Annotated in this window: 20 protein-coding genes, 1 tRNA gene and 2 pseudogenes; 18 read left to right on the top strand and 5 right to left on the bottom strand. The window is 61.3% G+C overall.

Features of this window, described 5'->3' with window-relative positions; genetic code table 11:
- Window positions 1-147 precede the first annotated feature (147 nt).
- Both B2U07_RS10465 and B2U07_RS10460 read left to right on the top strand, forming a co-directional pair.
- Window positions 148-579 (top strand): HIT family protein, encoded by a 432-nt coding sequence (locus B2U07_RS10465; protein ID WP_275546929.1) that lies wholly within the window; start codon window positions 148-150, stop codon window positions 577-579.
- Window positions 576-782, top strand: a complete 207-nt coding sequence (locus B2U07_RS10460; protein ID WP_197855116.1) for a SlyX family protein — start codon at window positions 576-578, stop codon at window positions 780-782. Before B2U07_RS10465 ends, B2U07_RS10460 begins: the two co-directional genes overlap by 4 nt.
- Before the next feature lie 42 nt (window positions 783-824).
- Here B2U07_RS10460 and B2U07_RS10455 read toward each other — a convergent pair.
- The 4 genes and pseudogenes from B2U07_RS10455 to B2U07_RS10440 form a co-directional block, all read right to left on the bottom strand.
- Window positions 825-1043: pseudogene (locus B2U07_RS10455) on the bottom strand (cold-shock protein); the annotation flags it as partial.
- An 87-nt stretch (window positions 1044-1130) separates the two neighbouring features.
- Window positions 1131-1439: pseudogene (locus B2U07_RS10450) on the bottom strand (cold shock domain-containing protein membrane protein); the annotation flags it as partial.
- Window positions 1440-1610: 171 nt separating this feature from the next.
- Window positions 1611-2678, bottom strand: a complete 1068-nt coding sequence (locus B2U07_RS10445; protein WP_275546928.1) for a GGDEF domain-containing protein — start codon at window positions 2676-2678, stop codon at window positions 1611-1613.
- A gap of 96 nt (window positions 2679-2774) precedes the next feature.
- A complete protein-coding gene (locus tag B2U07_RS10440) occupies window positions 2775-3245 on the bottom strand; it encodes a Dps family protein (protein WP_090433838.1) in 471 nt (156 codons plus the stop codon).
- 322 nt (window positions 3246-3567) lie between these two features.
- On the opposite strand from B2U07_RS10440, the gene aspS reads away from it, so the two are divergent.
- The 16 genes from aspS to nadA all read left to right on the top strand — a co-directional run bounded on the left by aspS (window position 3568) and on the right by nadA (window position 17011).
- Window positions 3568-5343: an aspartate--tRNA ligase gene (gene aspS / locus B2U07_RS10435; protein WP_275546927.1), complete on the top strand. Its 1776-nt coding sequence runs from the start codon at window positions 3568-3570 to the stop codon at window positions 5341-5343.
- A 95-nt stretch (window positions 5344-5438) separates the two neighbouring features.
- Window positions 5439-6188 (top strand): YebC/PmpR family DNA-binding transcriptional regulator, encoded by a 750-nt coding sequence (locus tag B2U07_RS10430; protein ID WP_275546926.1) that lies wholly within the window; start codon window positions 5439-5441, stop codon window positions 6186-6188.
- Between the two features lie 178 nt (window positions 6189-6366).
- Window positions 6367-6891 carry a crossover junction endodeoxyribonuclease RuvC gene (gene ruvC / locus B2U07_RS10425; RefSeq protein ID WP_275546925.1) on the top strand — a complete coding sequence of 175 codons (525 nt, stop codon included), beginning with the start codon at window positions 6367-6369 and terminating at the stop codon, window positions 6889-6891.
- Window positions 6892-6913: 22 nt separating this feature from the next.
- Window positions 6914-7519 carry a Holliday junction branch migration protein RuvA gene (gene ruvA, locus B2U07_RS10420; RefSeq protein ID WP_275546924.1) on the top strand — a complete coding sequence of 202 codons (606 nt, stop codon included), beginning with the start codon at window positions 6914-6916 and terminating at the stop codon, window positions 7517-7519.
- Between the two features lie 156 nt (window positions 7520-7675).
- On the top strand, window positions 7676-8728 hold the full coding sequence (ruvB, locus tag B2U07_RS10415; RefSeq protein ID WP_275546923.1) for a Holliday junction branch migration DNA helicase RuvB: 1053 nt from the start codon (window positions 7676-7678) through the stop codon (window positions 8726-8728).
- A 53-nt stretch (window positions 8729-8781) separates the two neighbouring features.
- On the top strand, window positions 8782-9234 hold the full coding sequence (gene ybgC, locus B2U07_RS10410; RefSeq protein WP_013714445.1) for a tol-pal system-associated acyl-CoA thioesterase: 453 nt from the start codon (window positions 8782-8784) through the stop codon (window positions 9232-9234).
- A 2-nt stretch (window positions 9235-9236) separates the two neighbouring features.
- The gene (tolQ, locus tag B2U07_RS10405) at window positions 9237-9932 is read left to right on the top strand and encodes a protein TolQ (RefSeq protein WP_197855131.1); all 696 of its coding nucleotides are present in this window, start codon (window positions 9237-9239) and stop codon (window positions 9930-9932) included.
- A gap of 27 nt (window positions 9933-9959) precedes the next feature.
- A complete protein-coding gene (gene tolR, locus B2U07_RS10400; RefSeq protein WP_003241681.1) occupies window positions 9960-10412 on the top strand; it encodes a protein TolR in 453 nt (150 codons plus the stop codon).
- Complete coding sequence (gene tolA / locus B2U07_RS10395; RefSeq protein ID WP_275547009.1) at window positions 10409-11392, top strand: cell envelope integrity protein TolA; 984 nt, start codon at window positions 10409-10411, stop codon at window positions 11390-11392. The genes tolR and tolA overlap by 4 nt, the downstream gene beginning before the upstream one ends.
- A 5-nt stretch (window positions 11393-11397) precedes the next feature.
- Window positions 11398-12696, top strand: coding sequence for a Tol-Pal system beta propeller repeat protein TolB (gene tolB, locus B2U07_RS10390; RefSeq protein ID WP_275546922.1), 1299 nt, complete (start codon window positions 11398-11400; stop codon window positions 12694-12696).
- Between the two features lie 55 nt (window positions 12697-12751).
- Window positions 12752-13249: a peptidoglycan-associated lipoprotein Pal gene (pal, locus tag B2U07_RS10385; protein ID WP_003241687.1), complete on the top strand. Its 498-nt coding sequence runs from the start codon at window positions 12752-12754 to the stop codon at window positions 13247-13249.
- Window positions 13250-13255: 6 nt separating this feature from the next.
- Window positions 13256-14068: a tol-pal system protein YbgF gene (gene ybgF / locus B2U07_RS10380; RefSeq protein ID WP_197855135.1), complete on the top strand. Its 813-nt coding sequence runs from the start codon at window positions 13256-13258 to the stop codon at window positions 14066-14068.
- Between the two features lie 288 nt (window positions 14069-14356).
- Window positions 14357-15004 (top strand): 7-carboxy-7-deazaguanine synthase QueE, encoded by a 648-nt coding sequence (gene queE / locus B2U07_RS10375; protein ID WP_275546921.1) that lies wholly within the window; start codon window positions 14357-14359, stop codon window positions 15002-15004.
- Window positions 15005-15006: 2 nt separating this feature from the next.
- Window positions 15007-15681 (top strand): 7-cyano-7-deazaguanine synthase QueC, encoded by a 675-nt coding sequence (gene queC / locus B2U07_RS10370; protein ID WP_275546920.1) that lies wholly within the window; start codon window positions 15007-15009, stop codon window positions 15679-15681.
- Window positions 15682-15739: 58 nt separating this feature from the next.
- Window positions 15740-15815: transfer RNA gene (locus B2U07_RS10365), tRNA-Lys, on the top strand.
- Window positions 15816-15952: 137 nt separating this feature from the next.
- A complete protein-coding gene (nadA, locus tag B2U07_RS10360; protein ID WP_003241694.1) occupies window positions 15953-17011 on the top strand; it encodes a quinolinate synthase NadA in 1059 nt (352 codons plus the stop codon).
- Between the two features lie 126 nt (window positions 17012-17137).
- On the opposite strand, the gene B2U07_RS10355 is transcribed toward nadA, so the two are convergent.
- Window positions 17138-18211 carry an LOG family protein gene (locus tag B2U07_RS10355; RefSeq protein ID WP_275546919.1) on the bottom strand — a complete coding sequence of 358 codons (1074 nt, stop codon included), beginning with the start codon at window positions 18209-18211 and terminating at the stop codon, window positions 17138-17140.
- Window positions 18212-18361: the final 150 nt, after the last annotated feature.

Genomic DNA, 18361 nt, shown 5'->3' with positions numbered 1-18361 from the left:
CGCCTGCGGTGCGTGTGCGCCTGGCCTGCCTTGGGTTGGTGCGCGTTCGTCGGGTGAATTGTCCGCTGAGCCCGCGTATGCTGCGCGCCATTGCGTCGGCCCTCGCGGCACTACGCTTGACGATCTGTATTGAAGGAGGAGCGCGCGATGTTCACCCTGGATTCACGGCTGCAGCAGGATTGCCTGCTGGTCGGGGATTTTCCCCTCTGCCACCTGCTGCTGATGAATGACGCCAGCTACCCCTGGTTCATCCTCGTGCCCCGGCGTGCAGAGGTTAGCGAATTGTTCCAGCTCGATGCGGCTGACCAGCGTCAGCTCTGGCAGGAAACCACCTTGCTGGTTGAAACCCTCAAGGACACCTTTGCTGCCGACAAGATGAACGTGGCTACGCTGGGTAACGTAGTCAGCCAGTTGCACATGCATGTGATCGTGCGTCGTCGTGACGACGCCTCCTGGCCCGCGCCGGTCTGGGGTCGCCACCCTGCGCAGCATTATTCCGAGCAGCAGGTGGTGCAGATCATCGACAAGCTGCGTCTGGTGCTGACCAAGGATTTTCAATTCGCCGGAGCGTTCGCATGAGCCTGGAGTCGCGGATCATGGAGCTAGAAAGCCGCCTGGCCTTTCAGGATGACACCATTCAGGCGTTGAGCGATGAGCTGGTCGAGCAGAACCGCCGCATCGAGCGGATGCAATTGCAATTGACTGCTATGGCGCGTCGTCAGGAAGAGTTGAACGGGCTCGCGGGGATTGCCCAGGACGAAGCGCCACCACCGCACTATTGATACGAAAAAGCCCGGTTTCCCGGGCTTTTTCTTGCGTGCCGCTCAGCGTCGTGAGGGCGCTGCCGCAATCACATCTTCCGCCTGCAGGCCCTTGTCACGCTGCATGACGGAGAACTCCACGCGTTGACCTTCGATCAATACGCGATGACCCTCGCCGCGAATGGCACGAAAGTGCACGAAGATGTCTTCGCCCGAGTCTCGGGAAATGAAGCCGAACCCCTTTGATGTGTTGAACCACTTGACCGTGCCGGTCTCGCGATCTTCCTGAGGTGTGCTGGAACTGGTTTGCGCAAAAGGCTGCTGTTCTTTGGTCTGCGGTTGTGCGCGCAGCTGGGCGGCAAGGCTCAGTAGCACGGCGACGACCGAGGTCAGCAAAGGCAGCCAGATAGCCGGCTGGCCACCGATGCTGGGTAGCGGTGCGAGCAGGATCAGGCTCTGGACCACGGCAGCCAGGATCAGCAAAGCCGAGGACAGGCCCAGCAACTGCTGGCGTGTGGCTGCTGCATTCTGCTGCTGTGCGGCGGCGAGCAGGTTCAGCAGGCCGGTCAGGGCCAGGTAGATGGCATCCGGGGTGCTCAGGAACGAAGTGGAAATACCGGGTACGGCGGACAGCAGCAGGGCGGCGAACCCTGTCACGAGATGGGCAATCTTCAACATCTTCGACGAACTCACTGATTGAATGATGACTCAAGGTGTTGCGGAGGGAGCGCGCTTCACTGGTGGCCAGCTGAACGGCCATAACGCGCGCCGCTATACAGGTTGGCGACGCCGCGGGATGGTAACGCGGCGTGCGAAGCTATTTAACAGCAAAGGCAGGGGCTTCTCAAATCAAGCGGTTAGCATCTTTTCGCTGGTGATCGGATGGACCTGATTGCGGCCAGCGCGCTTGGCCTGATAGAGCGCGTCATCGGCGCGGGTCAGCAGCGATTCGAAGGTGTCGCCAGTTTCGGCCATGGCGCAGCCAAAGGAGGCGGTGATGCTGTCCAGAATCTGGTCGGTGCGGCGCACCTTGACTCTCAGGGACTGGATCTTGTTGCGCAGTTGTTCGGCGAAACCTACAACCTCGCTGAGGTGGGGGCAGTTGCGCAGTACCACGCAAAACTCTTCGCCGCCGTAGCGCGCAGCAAAGGCCTCCGGCGGCAGCAGGTCGCGCAACAGTTGGCCGACGTGTTGCAGCACGCGATCACCCAGCGGGTGACCGTACTGGTCGTTGAACTGCTTGAAGTGGTCGATATCCAGAATCACCAGAGCCAGGCCCTGTTGTGATTCGTGCAGGGCGCGTTCCAGCAGACGAGTGAAGGCATGGCGGTTGAACACGCGGGTCAGGCTATCGAGCGTGGCTGCCAGATGGGCACGCTCCAATTGGCTGCGTAGATGGGTAATTTCCTGTTGTGCGGTGCGCAGACGATAGAGAAATTTTTCCTGCTGATCCTGCATCAGCTGGGTGCTTTCCTGCAGTTCGCTGAGCACGCTGGGCAGGTCGTCGATGATAGGCTCCTGCAGGGCATTCAGGCCTTGGCTCAGGCTCTGCTGGTAGTGCTGGCTGCCAATCACGCTGCGTGAAACGTCGTCTTCGATATCGTCGACCAGTTCGATGACCTGTTGCTGACCGGCGCGTGCCTCATCCAGTTCGCCACGGATGATGTAGTCGCGAAACAGCCGGCTGGCGGTTTCCGGAGGAAACACGTCGAAGTCTTCGACCACCTTGTCCATGCGGCGGTTGAGTTCTGGCTCGCTGCCTCGGCTGTAGGTGTACCACAGTGCGTAATGCACCGGATTGGGCGGGATGTCGTGGCGCATCATCAAGGGGACGGCCTGTTTCAGGAGCTCGGCCGCCTTGCGGGTTTCCTCCGGATACAGTTCGATGATGCTGGGCGGTTTGTTGGCTTGACTCATGGATGTCGACAACTCGATGGCGAATGGCCAGAGCATAGATCAGAGCGGGGTGGCCTGCCTAATGAAAAGGCCCGGATAACCGGGCCTTCGAGCATCTCAAGCTGCAAGCAGACTGCGCAGCATCCAGGCGGTTTTCTCATGCACCTGCATGCGCTGGGTCAACAGGTCCGCAGTGGGCTCGTCGCTGACCTTGTCCAGCAGCGGGAAAATGCCGCGGGCGGTGCGCACGACCGCTTCCTGACCTTGCACCAGTTGCTTGATCATTTCCTCGGCGCTGGGCACGCCTTCCTCTTCCTTGATCGAGGACAGGCGCGCGTAAGCGGCATAAGTCCCCGGAGCAGGGAAGCCCAGAGCGCGGATACGTTCGGCGATTGCGTCAACCGCCAGGGCGAGTTCGGTGTACTGACCTTCGAACATCAGGTGCAGGGTGTTGAACATCGGGCCGGTAACGTTCCAGTGGAAGTTATGGGTCTTGAGGTACAGCGTGTAGGTGTCGGCCAGCAGGCGCGAGAGGCCTTCGGCGATGGCGGCGCGATCCTGTTCGGCGATTCCGATATTGATTTCCATGGCTTGTCTCCTTTCAGGTGAGCCCGGGGTTTCTATCCCGCAGTGTTGGGCAGAGCCTAGCACGCAGGACGGCGGGATGATCTTGGCTTATATCAATTAAAGCGATGTTTAGAGACTATCGATAACGCTCGGTTCACCCGGTTCCCGGCAATTGTTCGCAGCAGGGGGAGTAGCTCGGCTGCGTCGCGACGATTTACGCTATATAATCCCGCTCTTTATCGAAGCGCGGCGTGCTGTTAGGCCTGTGCCGCGGCGTGGCTCCTGCCCATGGTGCTGGGGGCTACCTGACCTATCCAAGACCTTAGAGAAGCGAAACACGATCATGATGCGCAGCCACTATTGCGGCCAACTGAACGAGAGCCTGGATGGCCAGGAAATCACCCTTTGCGGCTGGGTACACCGTCGCCGCGACCATGGCGGGGTGATCTTCCTCGATATTCGTGATCGTGAAGGCCTGGCTCAGGTGGTGTTCGATCCGGATCGTGCCGAAACCTTCGCCAAGGCTGACCGCGTGCGCAGCGAATACGTGGTCAAGATCACCGGCAAGGTGCGTCTGCGTCCTGAGGGCGCGCGCAACGCCAACATGGCCAGCGGCGCCATCGAGGTGCTGGGTTACGAGCTGGACGTGCTCAACGAAGCGGAAACCCCGCCGTTCCCGCTCAACGAGTATTCCGACGTCGGTGAGGAAACCCGCCTGCGTTATCGCTTCATCGACTTGCGCCGTCCGGAAATGGCCGAGAAGCTCAAGCTGCGTTCGCGCATCACCTCGAGCATCCGTCGCTATCTGGATGACAACGGCTTCCTCGACGTGGAAACGCCGATCCTGACCCGCGCCACGCCGGAAGGCGCACGCGATTATCTGGTGCCGAGCCGCACTCATCCCGGCAGCTTCTTCGCCCTGCCGCAATCGCCGCAGCTGTTCAAACAACTGCTGATGGTGGCCGGCTTCGACCGCTACTACCAGATCGCCAAGTGCTTCCGCGACGAAGACCTGCGTGCCGACCGTCAGCCGGAATTCACCCAGATCGACATCGAGACCAGCTTCCTCGATGAAAAAGACATCATGGACATCACCGAGACCATGGTGCGCAACCTATTCAAGGAAGTGCTGGACGTCGAGTTCGGCGAACTGCCGCACATGACCCTGGCCGAAGCCATGCGCCGCTTCGGTTCGGACAAGCCGGACCTGCGTATCCCGCTGGAACTGGTGGATGTTGAGGATCAGCTCAAGGACGTCGAATTCAAGGTCTTCGCGGGACCTGCCAACGACCCGAAATGCCGCGTCACCGCGTTGCGGGTACCGGGCGGGGCGAGCATGCCGCGCAAGCAGATCGACGACTACACCAAGTTCGTCGGCATCTATGGCGCCAAGGGCCTGGCCTACATCAAGGTCAACGAGCGTGCCGCCGGTGTCGAAGGCCTGCAGTCGCCGATCGTCAAGAACATCCCGCTGGACAACATCAATGTCATCCTCGACCGCGTCGGTGCTGTCGATGGCGATATCGTGTTCTTCGGTGCCGACAAGGCCAAGATCGTTTCTGAAGCCCTGGGCGCGCTGCGCATCAAGCTGGGCCATGACCTGAATCTGTTCACCTGCGAGTGGGCGCCGCTGTGGGTCGTCGACTTCCCGATGTTCGAAGAGAACGACGATGGCAGCCTGACCGCCATGCACCACCCCTTCACCTCGCCGAAGTGCACCCCCGAGGAGCTGGAGGCCAACCCGGCTGCCGCGCTGTCGCGTGCCTACGACATGGTGCTCAACGGTACGGAGCTGGGTGGCGGTTCGATCCGTATTCACGACAAGGCCATGCAGCAGACCGTGTTCCGCGTATTGGGCATCAGCGAAGAAGAACAGCAGGAGAAGTTCGGCTTCCTCCTCGATGCGCTGAAATATGGTGCGCCGCCCCATGGTGGCCTGGCCTTCGGCCTGGATCGCCTGGTGATGCTGATGACCGGTGCGCAGTCGATCCGCGAAGTGATCGCCTTCCCGAAAACCCAGAGCGCGGCCTGCGTCATGACTCAGGCGCCGGGTGTGGTGGATGGCAAGTCGCTGCGCGAGCTACATATCCGCCTGCGCGAGCAACCCAAGGCCGAATAAGCCTGTACAAGAAGCCTGGATTTCCAGGCTTCTTCGTTCTGGGGCGTTCATTCGGGCGCCCCTGCAATTCTCAAGTGGAAAAGATGGAGTGAGTTATGGCTGGTCATTCCAAATGGGCCAACATCAAGCACCGCAAGGGGCGTCAGGACGCCAAGCGGGGCAAGATCTTCACCAAGCTGATTCGTGAGCTGACGGTCGCCGCCAAGCACGGCGGCCCGATTCCGGCGGATAACCCGCGTCTACGCCTGGCCGTGGACAAGGCGCTGACCAACAACATGTCGCGCGAGGTGATCGATCGCGCCATCGCCCGTGGTGCCGGCAACAACGAAGCCGACAACGTCGTCGAGTTCAGCTATGAAGGTTACGCGCCCAGTGGTGTGGCGATCATCGTCGAGGTGATGACCGATAACCGCAACCGCACCGCAGCCGAAGTGCGGCATGCCTTCACCAAATGCGGCGGCAACCTCGGCACCGATGGTTCGGTCGCCTACATGTTCGACCGCAAAGGGCAGATCAGCTTCGCACCGGGTGTCGATGAGGACGTCTTGATGGAAGCGGCCCTGGAAGCAGGGGCCGACGATGTGGAAATGGGTGAGGATGGCTCGGCGCTGGTATCGACCAGTTTCACCGAGTTTCACGCGGTGAACGAGGCGCTGAGTGCGGCCGGGTTCAAGGGTGAAGAGGCAGAGATCGCCATGATCCCGTCGATTAGTGCGCCGATCACTGATCTGGAAACGGCGCAGAAGGTCTTCAAGCTGATCGACATGCTCGAAGATCTGGATGACGTGCAAAACGTCTATCACAACGCTGAAGTCGCCGACGAGATCATGGAGCAGCTCGGCTGAGGCTGTAGCCCGAACGCGATCTGGTACGTATTTCCCGGACTGCATTCGGGCTAAGAACGAGGAGGCCGGAAGCGCCGCATGGTGCTTCCGGCTTTTTTCGTCTGGCTGAGCAGTGGCGGATGACGCAGCAGGGGGCGCCCCGTATACTCGCCAACTGGATAAATAGACAGTTGCTGACATGACCCTGATCCTAGGAATCGATCCCGGCTCGCGCATTACCGGATACGGTGTGGTGCGCGATACCGGGCGTGGCTGCGAGTACGTGGCTTCGGGCTGCATTCGTACCGGCAATGGATCTCTGGCCGAGCGCCTGCAGATCGTCTTTCGCGGCGTCAGCGAGGTGATTCGCACCCATGGCCCGGTGACCATGGGGATCGAGCAGGTGTTCATGGCGCGCAATGCCGATTCGGCGCTGAAGCTGGGGCAGGCGCGTGGCGCGGCTATCGTCGCCGCAGTGGAGGCCGGGCTGGAGGTCAGCGAGTACACCGCCACCCAGGTCAAGCAGGCCGTGGTCGGCACCGGGGCGGCCGACAAGCAGCAGGTGCAGATGATGGTCATGCACCTGCTGGGGCTGGTGCAGAAGCCACAGATCGACGCCTCCGATGCGCTGGGTATCGCCCTGTGCCATGCCCACCATCGGCAGAGTCTCATTCCCCATGGACTGGCCAGCGCCAAGCGGCGCGGCGGTCGTCTTCGTTTGTAATCGGAATAAAGGAAAAGCAGCGGTGATCGGACGTTTGCGCGGCACCCTGGCGGAGAAGCAGCCGCCGCATTTGCTTCTGGATGTGAATGGCGTCGGTTATGAGCTGGAAGTACCGATGACGACCCTTTATCGTCTGCCTGCGGTGGGCGAGCCGGTAACCCTGCACACGCATCAGGTAGTGCGTGAGGATGCGCATCTGCTCTACGGTTTTTTCGAAAAGCGCGAGCGCGAGCTGTTCCGCGAGCTGATTCGCCTTAACGGAGTCGGCCCCAAGCTGGCGCTGGCATTGATGTCCGGGCTCGAGGTCGATGAGTTGGTGCGCTGCGTGCAGGCGCAGGACACCGCGGCGCTGGTCAAGGTGCCGGGCGTCGGCAAGAAAACCGCCGAGCGCCTGCTGGTCGAGCTCAAGGACCGTTTCAAGGCCTGGGAGTCGATACCGTCCATTGCGCCCCTGGTGGTTGAACCTCAACTGGCTCAGGCAGTCTCAAGCGCGGAGAATGACGCCGTCAGTGCGTTGATATCCCTCGGTTACAAGCCGCAGGAGGCCAGCCGAGCCGTTGCCGCCGTCAAGGAGGATGGTATGAGCAGTGAAGACTTAATTCGTCGCGCGTTGCGCGGCGTGGCGTGACAAGGTGTTGAATAACTACCTGCGTTGCCGAGGCGTTGTTAAAAACAGGCTCAAAATGCCCATTTACACTCGTAAACTCCGCTTTCTCGCCTGTTTTTGCCTAGCCTCGGCTGCCTCGCTGACGTTCTTCAACACCTTGTCGATGGAAGTATTGCGATGATCGAAGCCGATCGCCTGATTACCGCCAGCCCACGTGAGCGCGAAGAGCAGCAGGATCGTGCCATTCGCCCGCTGCGTCTGGCCGACTATATCGGTCAGCCCGTGGTGCGCGAGCAGATGGCGCTGTTCATCCAGGCCGCGCGGGGCAGGGCGGAAGCGCTCGACCATACGCTGATCTTCGGGCCACCGGGCCTGGGCAAGACCACCCTGGCCAATATCATCGCCGAGGAAATGGGCAGCTCGATCAAGAGCACGTCCGGCCCGGTGCTCGAGCGGCCGGGCGATCTGGCGGCGCTTCTGACCAACCTGGAAAGCGGCGATGTGCTGTTCATCGACGAGATCCATCGTCTTTCGCCGGTGGTCGAGGAGGTGCTGTATCCGGCGATGGAGGATTTTCAGCTCGACATCATGATCGGCGAAGGCCCCGCGGCACGCTCGATCAAGCTGGATCTGCCGCCCTTCACCCTGGTCGGCGCCACCACGCGTGCCGGCATGTTGACCAATCCACTGCGCGACCGCTTCGGCATCGTCCAGCGCCTGGAGTTCTACGGTATCGATGACCTGGCCACCATCGTCTCGCGCTCCGCCGGGATTCTCGGGCTGCCCATCGAGGCCAAAGGCGCTTTCGAGATTGCCCGTCGCGCGCGTGGCACGCCGCGTATCGCCAATCGTCTGCTACGCAGAGTGCGCGACTTTGCCGAAGTGCGCGGCACGGGTCATATCTCCCAGTCCATCGCCGACCAGGCGCTGAACCTCCTGGATGTCGACGAGCGTGGCTTCGACCATTCCGACCGCCGCCTGCTGCTGGCCATGATCGAGAAGTTCGACGGCGGCCCGGTGGGGCTCGACAGCATTGCCGCGGCCATCGGCGAAGAGCGCCACACCATCGAGGACGTGCTCGAGCCTTATCTGATCCAGCAGGGCTACATGATGCGCACTCCGCGCGGGCGTGTGGTCACCCGGCATGCCTATCTGCACTTCGGGCTGAACATTCCCAAGCGCCCGGGCAAGTCGCCCAGTGGCGACCTTTTCAGCGCGGGTGACGAATGACGAAAAAATTGTTACCAGGCCGGATTGGCAAGCAGCAGGCCGGGGACTAGAGTATGCGCGCGCAAAACGGAGTCCAGCCGTTCAGCCACCATTGCCGGGTCTACTACGAAGACACCGATGCGGGCGGCATCGTCTACTACGTCAACTACCTCAAATTCATGGAGCGGGCTCGCACCGAGCGCCTGCGTGAGCTGGGTTATGCCCAGTCGACGCTTGCCGGTGAGGGCCTGTTGTTCGTCGTGCATTCGGCCGAAGCGCGCTATCACGCGCCGGCACGCCTGGATGACGAGCTGGTGATCAGCGCCGATGTAATCGAATTGAACCGTGCCAGCCTGCGCTTTCGTCAACAGGTCAGGCGGGCTGCGGATGATGTGCTGCTCTGCGAAGGGCAGTTTCTGGTGGCCTGTGTGCGCGCCGACAACTTGAAACCCCGGGCTATTCCCGAAACCCTGCGACACGCGTTCGCCGGGACGCAGGCGCCGGGATTAATTGCAGCAGGAGAGTAAGCGTGGAAGCTAACGCCGTTGACCATATGTCGATGTGGAGTCTGATCAGTAACGCCAGTCTGTTGGTTCAGCTGGTGATGCTGACCCTGGTGGCCGCGTCGGTGATTTCCTGGGTGATGATCTTCCAGCGCAGCAATGCGCTGCGCGCTGCCAAACGCGCGCTGGACAACTTCGAAGATCGATTCTGGTCCGGCATCGACCTGTCCAAGCTGTATCGTCAGGCCGGCAGCAACCCCGATCCGGATTCCGGCCTGGAGCAGATCTTCCGTGCCGGCTTCAAGGAGTTCTCCCGTCTGCGCCAGCAGCAGGGCGTGGACCCGGACGCGGTGATGGACGGCGTGGCGCGCGCCATGCGTGTGGCCATCTCCCGTGAGGAAGAGAAGCTGGAAACCGCACTGCCGTTCCTGGCTACCGTTGGTTCCACCAGCCCGTACATCGGTCTGTTCGGTACCGTGTGGGGCATCATGAACTCCTTCCGCGGCCTGGCTCAGGTGCAGCAGGCCACCCTGGCCACCGTCGCCCCGGGCATCGCCGAAGCGCTGATCGCCACCGCCATCGGCCTGTTCGCCGCGATTCCGGCGGTCATCGCCTACAACCGCTTCTCTGCCCGCGGCGAAATGCTGATCGGCCGCTACTACACCTTCGCCGACGAGTTCCAGGCCATCCTGCACCGCAAGGTGCACACCTCGGAAGAATAAGACGCGCGCACAGAATAGGTTCTAGCCATGGCGAGAATTCGCAACAGACGCAAACCGGTCGCCGAGATGAACGTGGTGCCATACATCGACGTGATGCTGGTACTGCTGGTCATCTTCATGGTCACCGCGCCGATGCTCAACCAGGGCGTCAAGGTCGATCTGCCCAAGGTCAGCAGCGAAGCGCTGCCGCAGGATAACGACGCCCAGGTACTGACCATTTCCATCAAGGCCGACAAGACCTACTACTGGAACATGGGCAGCGAGGTCGACGTCGACACCGAGCAGGAACGTGCTTCGACCCTCGAGCAGATGACCCAGGCCGTTTCGGCGATCATTGCCGAGAACCGTCGTCAGGGTAAGCAGGTGCAGGTATTCGTGCGCGGTGATCGCACCGTCGATTACGGCACCGTGATGGCGGCCATGGGCGGCCTGCAGCAGGCCGACGTGGGTAACGTCGGATTGATTACCGAGGCCCCCTGATGCAGCAAACCGAGCGTTCGCAATCGGAAAGCTACTTCTGGCCCGTGGTCTGGGCCGTGGGTCTGCACGTCCTGATGTTCGCCATGCTGTTCGTCAGCTTCGCCTTCACCCCGGAACTGCCACCGGCGCGTCCGGTGGTACAGGCTACGCTGTATCAGTTGCAGTCGCAGAGCCAGGCCACCACCCAGACCACGCAGAAGGTCGCGGGTGAGGCGCAGAAGACCTCGGCACCGCAGTTCGAGACCGAACGACTGGAGCAGAAGAAAGCCGAGGAGCAGAAGCAGGCCCAGGCCGAAGCGCAGAAGGTAGCCGCGGCCAAGAAAGCCGAGGAACAAAAGCAGGCTGAAGAGGCTCGAAAGGCCGAACAAGCCAAAGCTGAAGCTGCTAAGAAGGCCGAAGCCGAGAAGGCTGCCGAGCAGAAGCGCCAGGCGGATATCGCCAAGAAGCGCGCCGAGGAAGAGGCGAAGAAGAAAGCCGCTGAAGAGGCCAAGAAAAAGGCCGCTGCAGAAGAGGCGAAGAAGAAGGCGGCAGCTGCCGAGGCAGCGAAGAAGAAGGCTGCCGAGGATGCCAAGCGCAAGGCCGAAGAGGCGCGACGCAAGGCAGCCGAGGATCAGAAGGCTGCGGCGCTGGCCGAGTTGCTCTCGGACAACGTGCAGAACCAGCAGGCGCTGGCCGAAACCCATGGCGACCAGGTTGCCGGCAACCTCGACGACCTGATCATCAAACTGATCACCGAGAACTGGCAGCGACCGATGTCGGCGCGCCGTGGCATGAGCGTCGAGCTGCTGATTCAGATGCTGCCCGACGGCACCGTGACCAACGCCAGCGTATCGCGCTCCAGTGGCGATGCGCCGTTCGACAACTCGGCCGTTGCCGCTGTACGTAACGTCGGGCGTATTCCCGAGATGCAACAATTGGATCGCGCTACCTTCGACCGTATGTACAGGCAGCGTCGCGTCATTTTCAAACCGGAGGATTGAGCTCTGTGAACAACCTGATTCGTATCGCCCTGCTTGGGCTGGTCATGCTGGTCGGTAGCGTCCAGGCAGCCGACCCGCTGGTGATCTCCCAAGGCGCCGACCGCGCTACGCCCATCGCCGTTGTGCCCTTCGGCTGGCAGGGTGGTTCGGTGCTGCCCGAAGACATGTCGCAGATCATCGGCAACGACCTGCGCAACTCCGGCTATTTCGAGCCCATCCCGCGACAGAACATGATCAGCCTGCCGACCCAGGCCAGCGAAGTCATCTACCGCGACTGGAAAGCTCTCGGCGCCCAGTATGTGCTGGTCGGCAATATCGTGCCCAACGGTGGCCGGTTGCAGATCCAGTACGCACTGTTCAACGTCAACACCGAGCAGCAGGTGATGACCGGCAATGTAGGTGGCGGCACCGACCAATTGCGCGACATGGCCCACCATATCGCCGACCAGTCGTTCGAGAAGCTCACCGGCGTCAAGGGGGCGTTCTCCACTCGCCTGCTATATGTCACCGCCGAGCGCATGGGCGCCAACAACACCCGCTACACCCTGCAGCGTTCCGACTACGACGGTGCCCGCGCCGTGACCCTGTTGCAGTCGCGTGAGCCGATCCTGTCGCCGTCCTTCGCTCCTGATGGTCGCCGCATTGCCTACGTCTCGTTCGAGCAGCGTCGCCCGCGTATTTTCGTGCAGCACATCGACACCGGCCGTCGCGAGCAGGTCACCAATTTCGAAGGCCTCAACGGAGCGCCAGCCTGGTCGCCGGATGGCTCGCGTCTGGCCTTCGTGCTGTCCAAGGACGGCAACCCGGAAATCTACGTGATGGATATGGGCAGTCGGCAGATGCGCCGCATCACCAACCATTACGCAATTGATACCGAACCCTTCTGGGGCAAGGATGGTCAGACCCTTTACTTCACTTCCGATCGCGCGGGTAAGCCGCAGATCTACAAAACCAACATCAGCAGTGGGGCAGTTGAGCGAGTGACCTTCGTCGGTAACTACAACGCCAACCCGAAATTGTCGGCTGATGAGAAGACCCTGGTGATGATCCATCGCCAAGATGGTTTTACCGTGTTCAAGGTGGCTGCACAGGACCTGGAAACCAACCGTTTGCGCATACTTTCAGACACAAGTTTGGATGAGTCGCCCACTGTTGCGCCCAATGGGGCCATGCTAATCTACGCCACCCGCCAGCAGGGCCGGGGAGTCTTGATGTTAGCGTCCACCAACGGACGTGTGAGGCTCCCTCTTCCTACCGCTCAAGGCGAAGTTCGAGAGCCTTCTTGGTCCCCTTACCTGAACTGATGCGGCGTTACACCTATATTGCTTAACACAACTGGGGTTCATTAGGAGTTACATGATGGAAATGCTGAAATTCGGTAAGTTCGCTGCACTGTCCCTGGCTCTCGCCGTTGCTGTAGGTTGCTCCTCCAAAGGCGGCGACGCTGCTGGTGAAGGCGCTGTTGACCCGAACGCTGGCTACGGTGCCAACACTGGCGCTGTTGACGGCAGCCTGAGCGAAGAAGCGGCTCTGCGCGCTATCACCACCTTCTACTTCGAGTACGACAGCTCCGACCTGAAAGCCGAAGCCATGCGCGCTCTGGACGTACACGCCAAGGACCTGAAAGGCAACGGCGCTCGCGTCGTTCTGGAAGGCCACGCTGACGAGCGCGGTACCCGTGAGTACAACATGGCTCTGGGCGAGCGTCGTGCCAAGGCCGTTCAGCGCTACCTGGTTCTGCAGGGCGTTTCCCCGGCTCAGCTGGAACTGGTTTCCTACGGCGAAGAGCGTCCGGTTGCCACTGGCAACGACGAGCAGTCCTGGGCTCAGAACCGTCGCGTAGAGCTGCGTAAGTAAGCTGCCATGCGAGATTGCCGCCGTATCCTGACCCTTCTGACACTCGCCCTGCCGCTCGCGGCGGTAGCGGAGGTTCCCGTACTGGAAAGCAGCTCCATGCAACAGGGCAGCAGCTATCCACCGGCGGGTTATGGTACGGCCGGCTCCTCCGCCGGAGCGGGCGCGCAAGCGCCCGCTTCTGCGCAGGGTATGCTATTCAACCAGCTCGAGCAGATGCAGCAGGAAATTGCGCAACTGCGTGGCATGGTCGAAGAGCAGCAAAACGAAATCCAGCGCCTCAAGCAGGAAGGGCTGGAGCGTTACCAGGATCTGGATCAACGTATTTCTTCCGGCGCAGCTGCCGGTGGAGCTCCCGCACAGAATTCAGCCGATGGCGCGGTAAACGCCAATGGCACCCCGACGCCACCTGCTGCACAGCAGCAGGGCAGCGCCGAGCCGGGTGATCCGGCCAAGGAAAAGCTTTACTACGATGCCGCCTTCGACCTGATCAAGGCCAAGGATTTCGACAAGGCATCGCAGGCATTCGCTGCCTTCCTCAATCGTTATCCCAACAGTCAGTACGCCGGCAACGCTCAGTATTGGCTGGGTGAAGTGAATCTGGCCAAGGGCGATCTGCAAGCCGCCGGCCAGGCCTTTGCCAAGGTCAGCCAGGCCTATCCAAGCCATGCCAAGGTGCCGGATTCGCTGTTCAAGCTGGCCGATGTCGAGCGCCGCCTGGGGCACAACGATAAGGCGCGCGGTATCCTGCAGCAGGTGATCGCTCAGTATCCGGGCAGCTCGGCCGCCCAATTGGCCCAGCGCGACCTGCAGCGCCTGTAAGCCGATCTTGATGAACGAACCCGCGCATGTCGCGGGTTTTTCTTGTGGCCTGCTCCCAGGCAGCAATCTTTATGGGCCGTCGCGAAGCGACGTTAAAAATCCACTCCGATGATTTTTGTCTGCCATTCGGCGACTTCCATTAGAATGCGCGCTCGCATGGGTGTGGGGTTTCAGCTCGGCTGATGTCCCTGCCGCCATGCCTCGTCGAATACCGACCACTGCCGGTGTTCCTGTCTTTTCACGCAACGGAGGCGGATGACCTGTTTCGTCATCACGCCCGTGGCTACCATGCAAGAAACCCTGCGCATCACCGAGATTTTCTACTCGTTGCAGGGGGAAACGCGTACCGCCGGCTTGCCGACGGTATTCGTGCGCCTGACCGGCTGCCCCCTGCGCTGTCAGTACTGTGACACCGCCTACGCCTTCAGCGGCGGTGAGATCGTCACGCTGGACAGTATTCTCACTCAGGTGGCCGCCTATCGGCCGCGCTACGTCTGCGTAACCGGCGGTGAGCCGCTGGCCCAACCCAACTGCATCCCCTTGCTCTCGCGTCTGTGTGACGCCGGTTACGAGGTGTCGCTGGAAACCAGTGGCGCACTCGACGTCTCGGCCGTCGATCCACGGGTGAGCAAGGTGCTCGACCTGAAGACGCCCGGTTCGGCCGAGGTGCAGCGCAACCGTTACGAGAACATCGAGTGGCTCACCGCCAATGACCAGGTCAAGTTCGTCATCTGCTCGCGCGAGGATTACGACTGGGCCTTGTCCAGGCTGATCCAGTACGACCTGGCGGCCCGGGCCGGCGAGGTGCTGTTCTCGCCCAGCCACCAGCAGGTCGATGCACGCGCGCTGGCAGACTGGATAGTGGCGGACAACCTGCCGGTGCGCCTGCAACTGCAACTGCACAAGATTCTCTGGAACGACGAGCCGGGACATTGATCATGAACGACAAGAAAGCGGTCATTCTCCTTTCCGGCGGCCTGGATTCGGCCACGGTCGTCGCAATGGCCAGGGCCGAAGGCTACGCCTGCTACAGCATGAGCTTCGATTACGGGCAGCGTCATCGCGCCGAACTGCAGGCGGCCGAGCGCGTCGCTCGGCAACTGGGTGTGGTCGAGCACAAGGTGATCGGCCTCAATCTCAACGGTATCGGTGGCTCGGCGTTGACCGATAGCAGCATCGCGGTTCCGGAAACCCCAGGTGAGGGCATTCCCGTGACCTACGTGCCGGCGCGCAACACGGTGTTTCTCTCCCTGGCGCTGGGCTGGGCGGAAGTGGTCGAAGCACGCGACATCTTCATCGGCGTCAATGCGGTGGATTATTCGGGCTATCCCGATTGCCGCCCGGAGTTCGTCGAGGCCTTCGAGCGCATGGCCAACCTGGCGACCAAAGCCGGTGTGGAGGGTGAGGGTTTTGTCATCCGCGCACCGCTGCAGCAGATGAGCAAGGGCGAAATCATTCAGGCCGGTATGCGTCTGGGGGTGGATTACGCGCTCACGGTCTCCTGCTACCAGGCCGACGATGATGGCCGCGCTTGTGGCAAATGCGACAGCTGCCGCCTGCGCGCTGCCGGTTTCGTCGCTGCTGGCGTGCCTGATGCCACCCGCTATTTCTGAAAAAATTTTCGCGAAGTGTTGATTTCCTGAATTAAATCAGTATCATGCGCCTCGCGTTGGGTCGTTAGCTCAGTTGGTAGAGCAGTTGGCTTTTAACCAATTGGTCGTAGGTTCGAATCCTACACGACCCACCAGATCGCAAAAGCCAGTCGTGAGACTGGCTTTTTTTTGCCCTCGGAAAAGCCCTCTGGCCGAGGCTGGCCCGCCTGTGGCGATGGGCAGCCAGGGGGTATACTCGCAGCTCGCTCAAGAGCGCCGCAGGTTCGATGATATGACGCAGATTTCCGAACGCCTTCTGGTTCAAGCCCACCTCGATGCCAAACAGCCCAAGCCGCTGACCGCCGAGGAGGAGGCCTTCTATCGCCGTGAGATCGCCGCCGAGCTGAAGAAGCAGAACGCGGTGCTGGTGGCGCACTATTACTGTGATCCGGTTATCCAGGCGCTGGCCGAGGAAACTGGTGGCTGCGTCTCCGATTCCCTGGAAATGGCTCGCTTTGGCAACCAGCACCCGGCGCAGACCGTGGTAGTGGCCGGGGTCAAATTCATGGGCGAGACGGCGAAGATTCTCAACCCGGAAAAGCGCGTGCTGATGCCGACGCTGGAGGCGACCTGTTCGCTGGATCTGGGCTGCCCGGTGGACGAGTTCTCGGCCTTCTGCGATCAGCATCCCGAGCGCACCGTGGTGGTGTATGCCAATACCTCGGCGGCGGTGAAGGCTCGTGCCGACTGGGTGGTGACATCCAGCTGCGCGCTGGAGATCGTCGAGAGCCTGATGGATAACGGCGAGACCATCATCTGGGCGCCGGACAAGCACCTTGGCAACTACATTCAGCGCGAGACCGGCGCCGACATGCTGCTGTGGGACGGTGCCTGCATTGTTCACGAAGAATTCAAGTCCAAGCAGCTGCTGGACATGAAGGCGCTGTATCCCGATGCAGCCATTCTGGTGCACCCCGAGTCGCCACAGAACGTGGTGGAACTGGCCGACGCAGTGGGTTCCACCAGCCAGTTGATCAAGGCGGCGCAGACGCTGCCCAATTCGACCTTTATCGTCGCTACCGACCGCGGCATCTTCTATAAGATGCAGCAGCTGTGCCCGGACAAGACCTTTATCGAAGCGCCGACGGCCGGCAACGGCGCCGCCTGCCGTAGCTGTGCGCACTGCCCATGGATGGCGATGAACACCTTGGAGCGCGTGCTCACCGGCCTGCGCCAGGGCTCCGGCGAGATTCATGTCGACCCGGCGCTGATTCCCAAGGCGATCAAGCCGCTCAAGCGCATGCTCGATTTCACCCAGGCGGCGCGGATGAAGGTCGCCGGCAACGCCTGATAGGCATGCAGCAAAAAGAAGCCCAGCCAAATGCTGGGCTTCTTGCTTTGCGTAGCCCGGCTGCAATCCGGGAATGGCGAGAGGCCAATACCCCGGATTTCATCCGGGCTACGGCAACTCGTCAGCTCAGGTTGCCCAGTTCTCCGGTTCGTTGACCACATTGAGCAGGGCCCGCAGGCGGCCATAATCGCGACCGTTGAAGGCGAAGGCCAGGCGGGTGAGGTCGCGCAATTCCGGTTCGTCGCGTTCCTGCTCGCCATGAGGCTGCTGGGTAAAACCGCCCTCTTTGCACAGGCAGGAGAAGTCGCTGTGCAGCTTCGCCAGAGCTGCCTTGTTGAGCGGGTGATTGAGGCGAATCACGAAGCGGTCCTTGAGCCAGCGGCTGGAGTGGAAGTTGCGATAGAAGCGGGCGATTTCATCCACGGCCTCTTCAGCGCTGTAGACCAGGTGCAGCAGGTTGAGGTCGGTCGGCAGGATGTAGCCGTTGTCGCCGAGCTGCCGGCGGATGAACCCCAGCGCATCTTCCCAGTAGCTGCCACCCGGTTGATCGAGCAGCACCACCGGTACCAACGGGCTCTTGCCGGTCTGGATCAGGGTGAGCACCTCCAGGGCTTCATCGAGCGTGCCGAAACCGCCGGGGCAGAGCACCAGGCCATCGGCTTCCTTGACGAAGAACAGCTTGCGCAGGAAGAAGAAGTGGAACGAGAGCAGATGGTGACTGCCGCGCATGGTGGCATTGGCGGCTTGCTCGAAGGGCAGGGTGATATTGAACCCCAGGCTGTTTTCCGTGCCGGCGCCTTCATGAGCTGCCGCCATGATGCCGCCACCGGCTCCCGTGACCACCATCAGGTCGCGGCGCGCCAGCAGTTCGCCGAGTTCGCGAGCCAGCCGATACAGGGGGTGATCGGCTGGCGTACGTGCCGAGCCGAACACCGTGACCTTGCGCCGACGCTTGAGCTGCTCCAGCACGCCGAAGGCATGTTCCATTTCGCGCAGGGTCTGCATCATGATCTTGGCATCCCAGCGATTGCGATCTGCCTGGGCCATATGGATCACGGTGGTGAGCATTTCGCGGTACAGCGACAGGTTGGGGCTGTTGCTCGGGGCTGCCAGCGCCACCAGTTCCTCTACCTTGCTGCTCAGGTCGACCTCGCTGGTTTGCACGTGGCGCGACAGATAGTCGTCCGCTTCAAAGGGCATGGAAACTCTCCTCTTCCGGGCCTGAGAAAGGCACAGCCGCTCAACTTGGCCGGCTCCCTGATTATGGCGTGTCAGGTAGCTTGCCACAGCCACGCTGCCGTTTCGTTGCCACCTTTTCGTAAGCGTCGATTACGGGGCGATTCGGTTCAG

Origin of the sequence: Pseudomonas sp. UBA7530, from assembly GCF_002479365.1 — a bacterium.
Classification (GTDB): domain Bacteria; phylum Pseudomonadota; class Gammaproteobacteria; order Pseudomonadales; family Pseudomonadaceae; genus Aquipseudomonas.
Note: the sequence above shows the minus strand (reverse complement) of the source record. Positions and strands in the feature narration are given on the sequence as shown.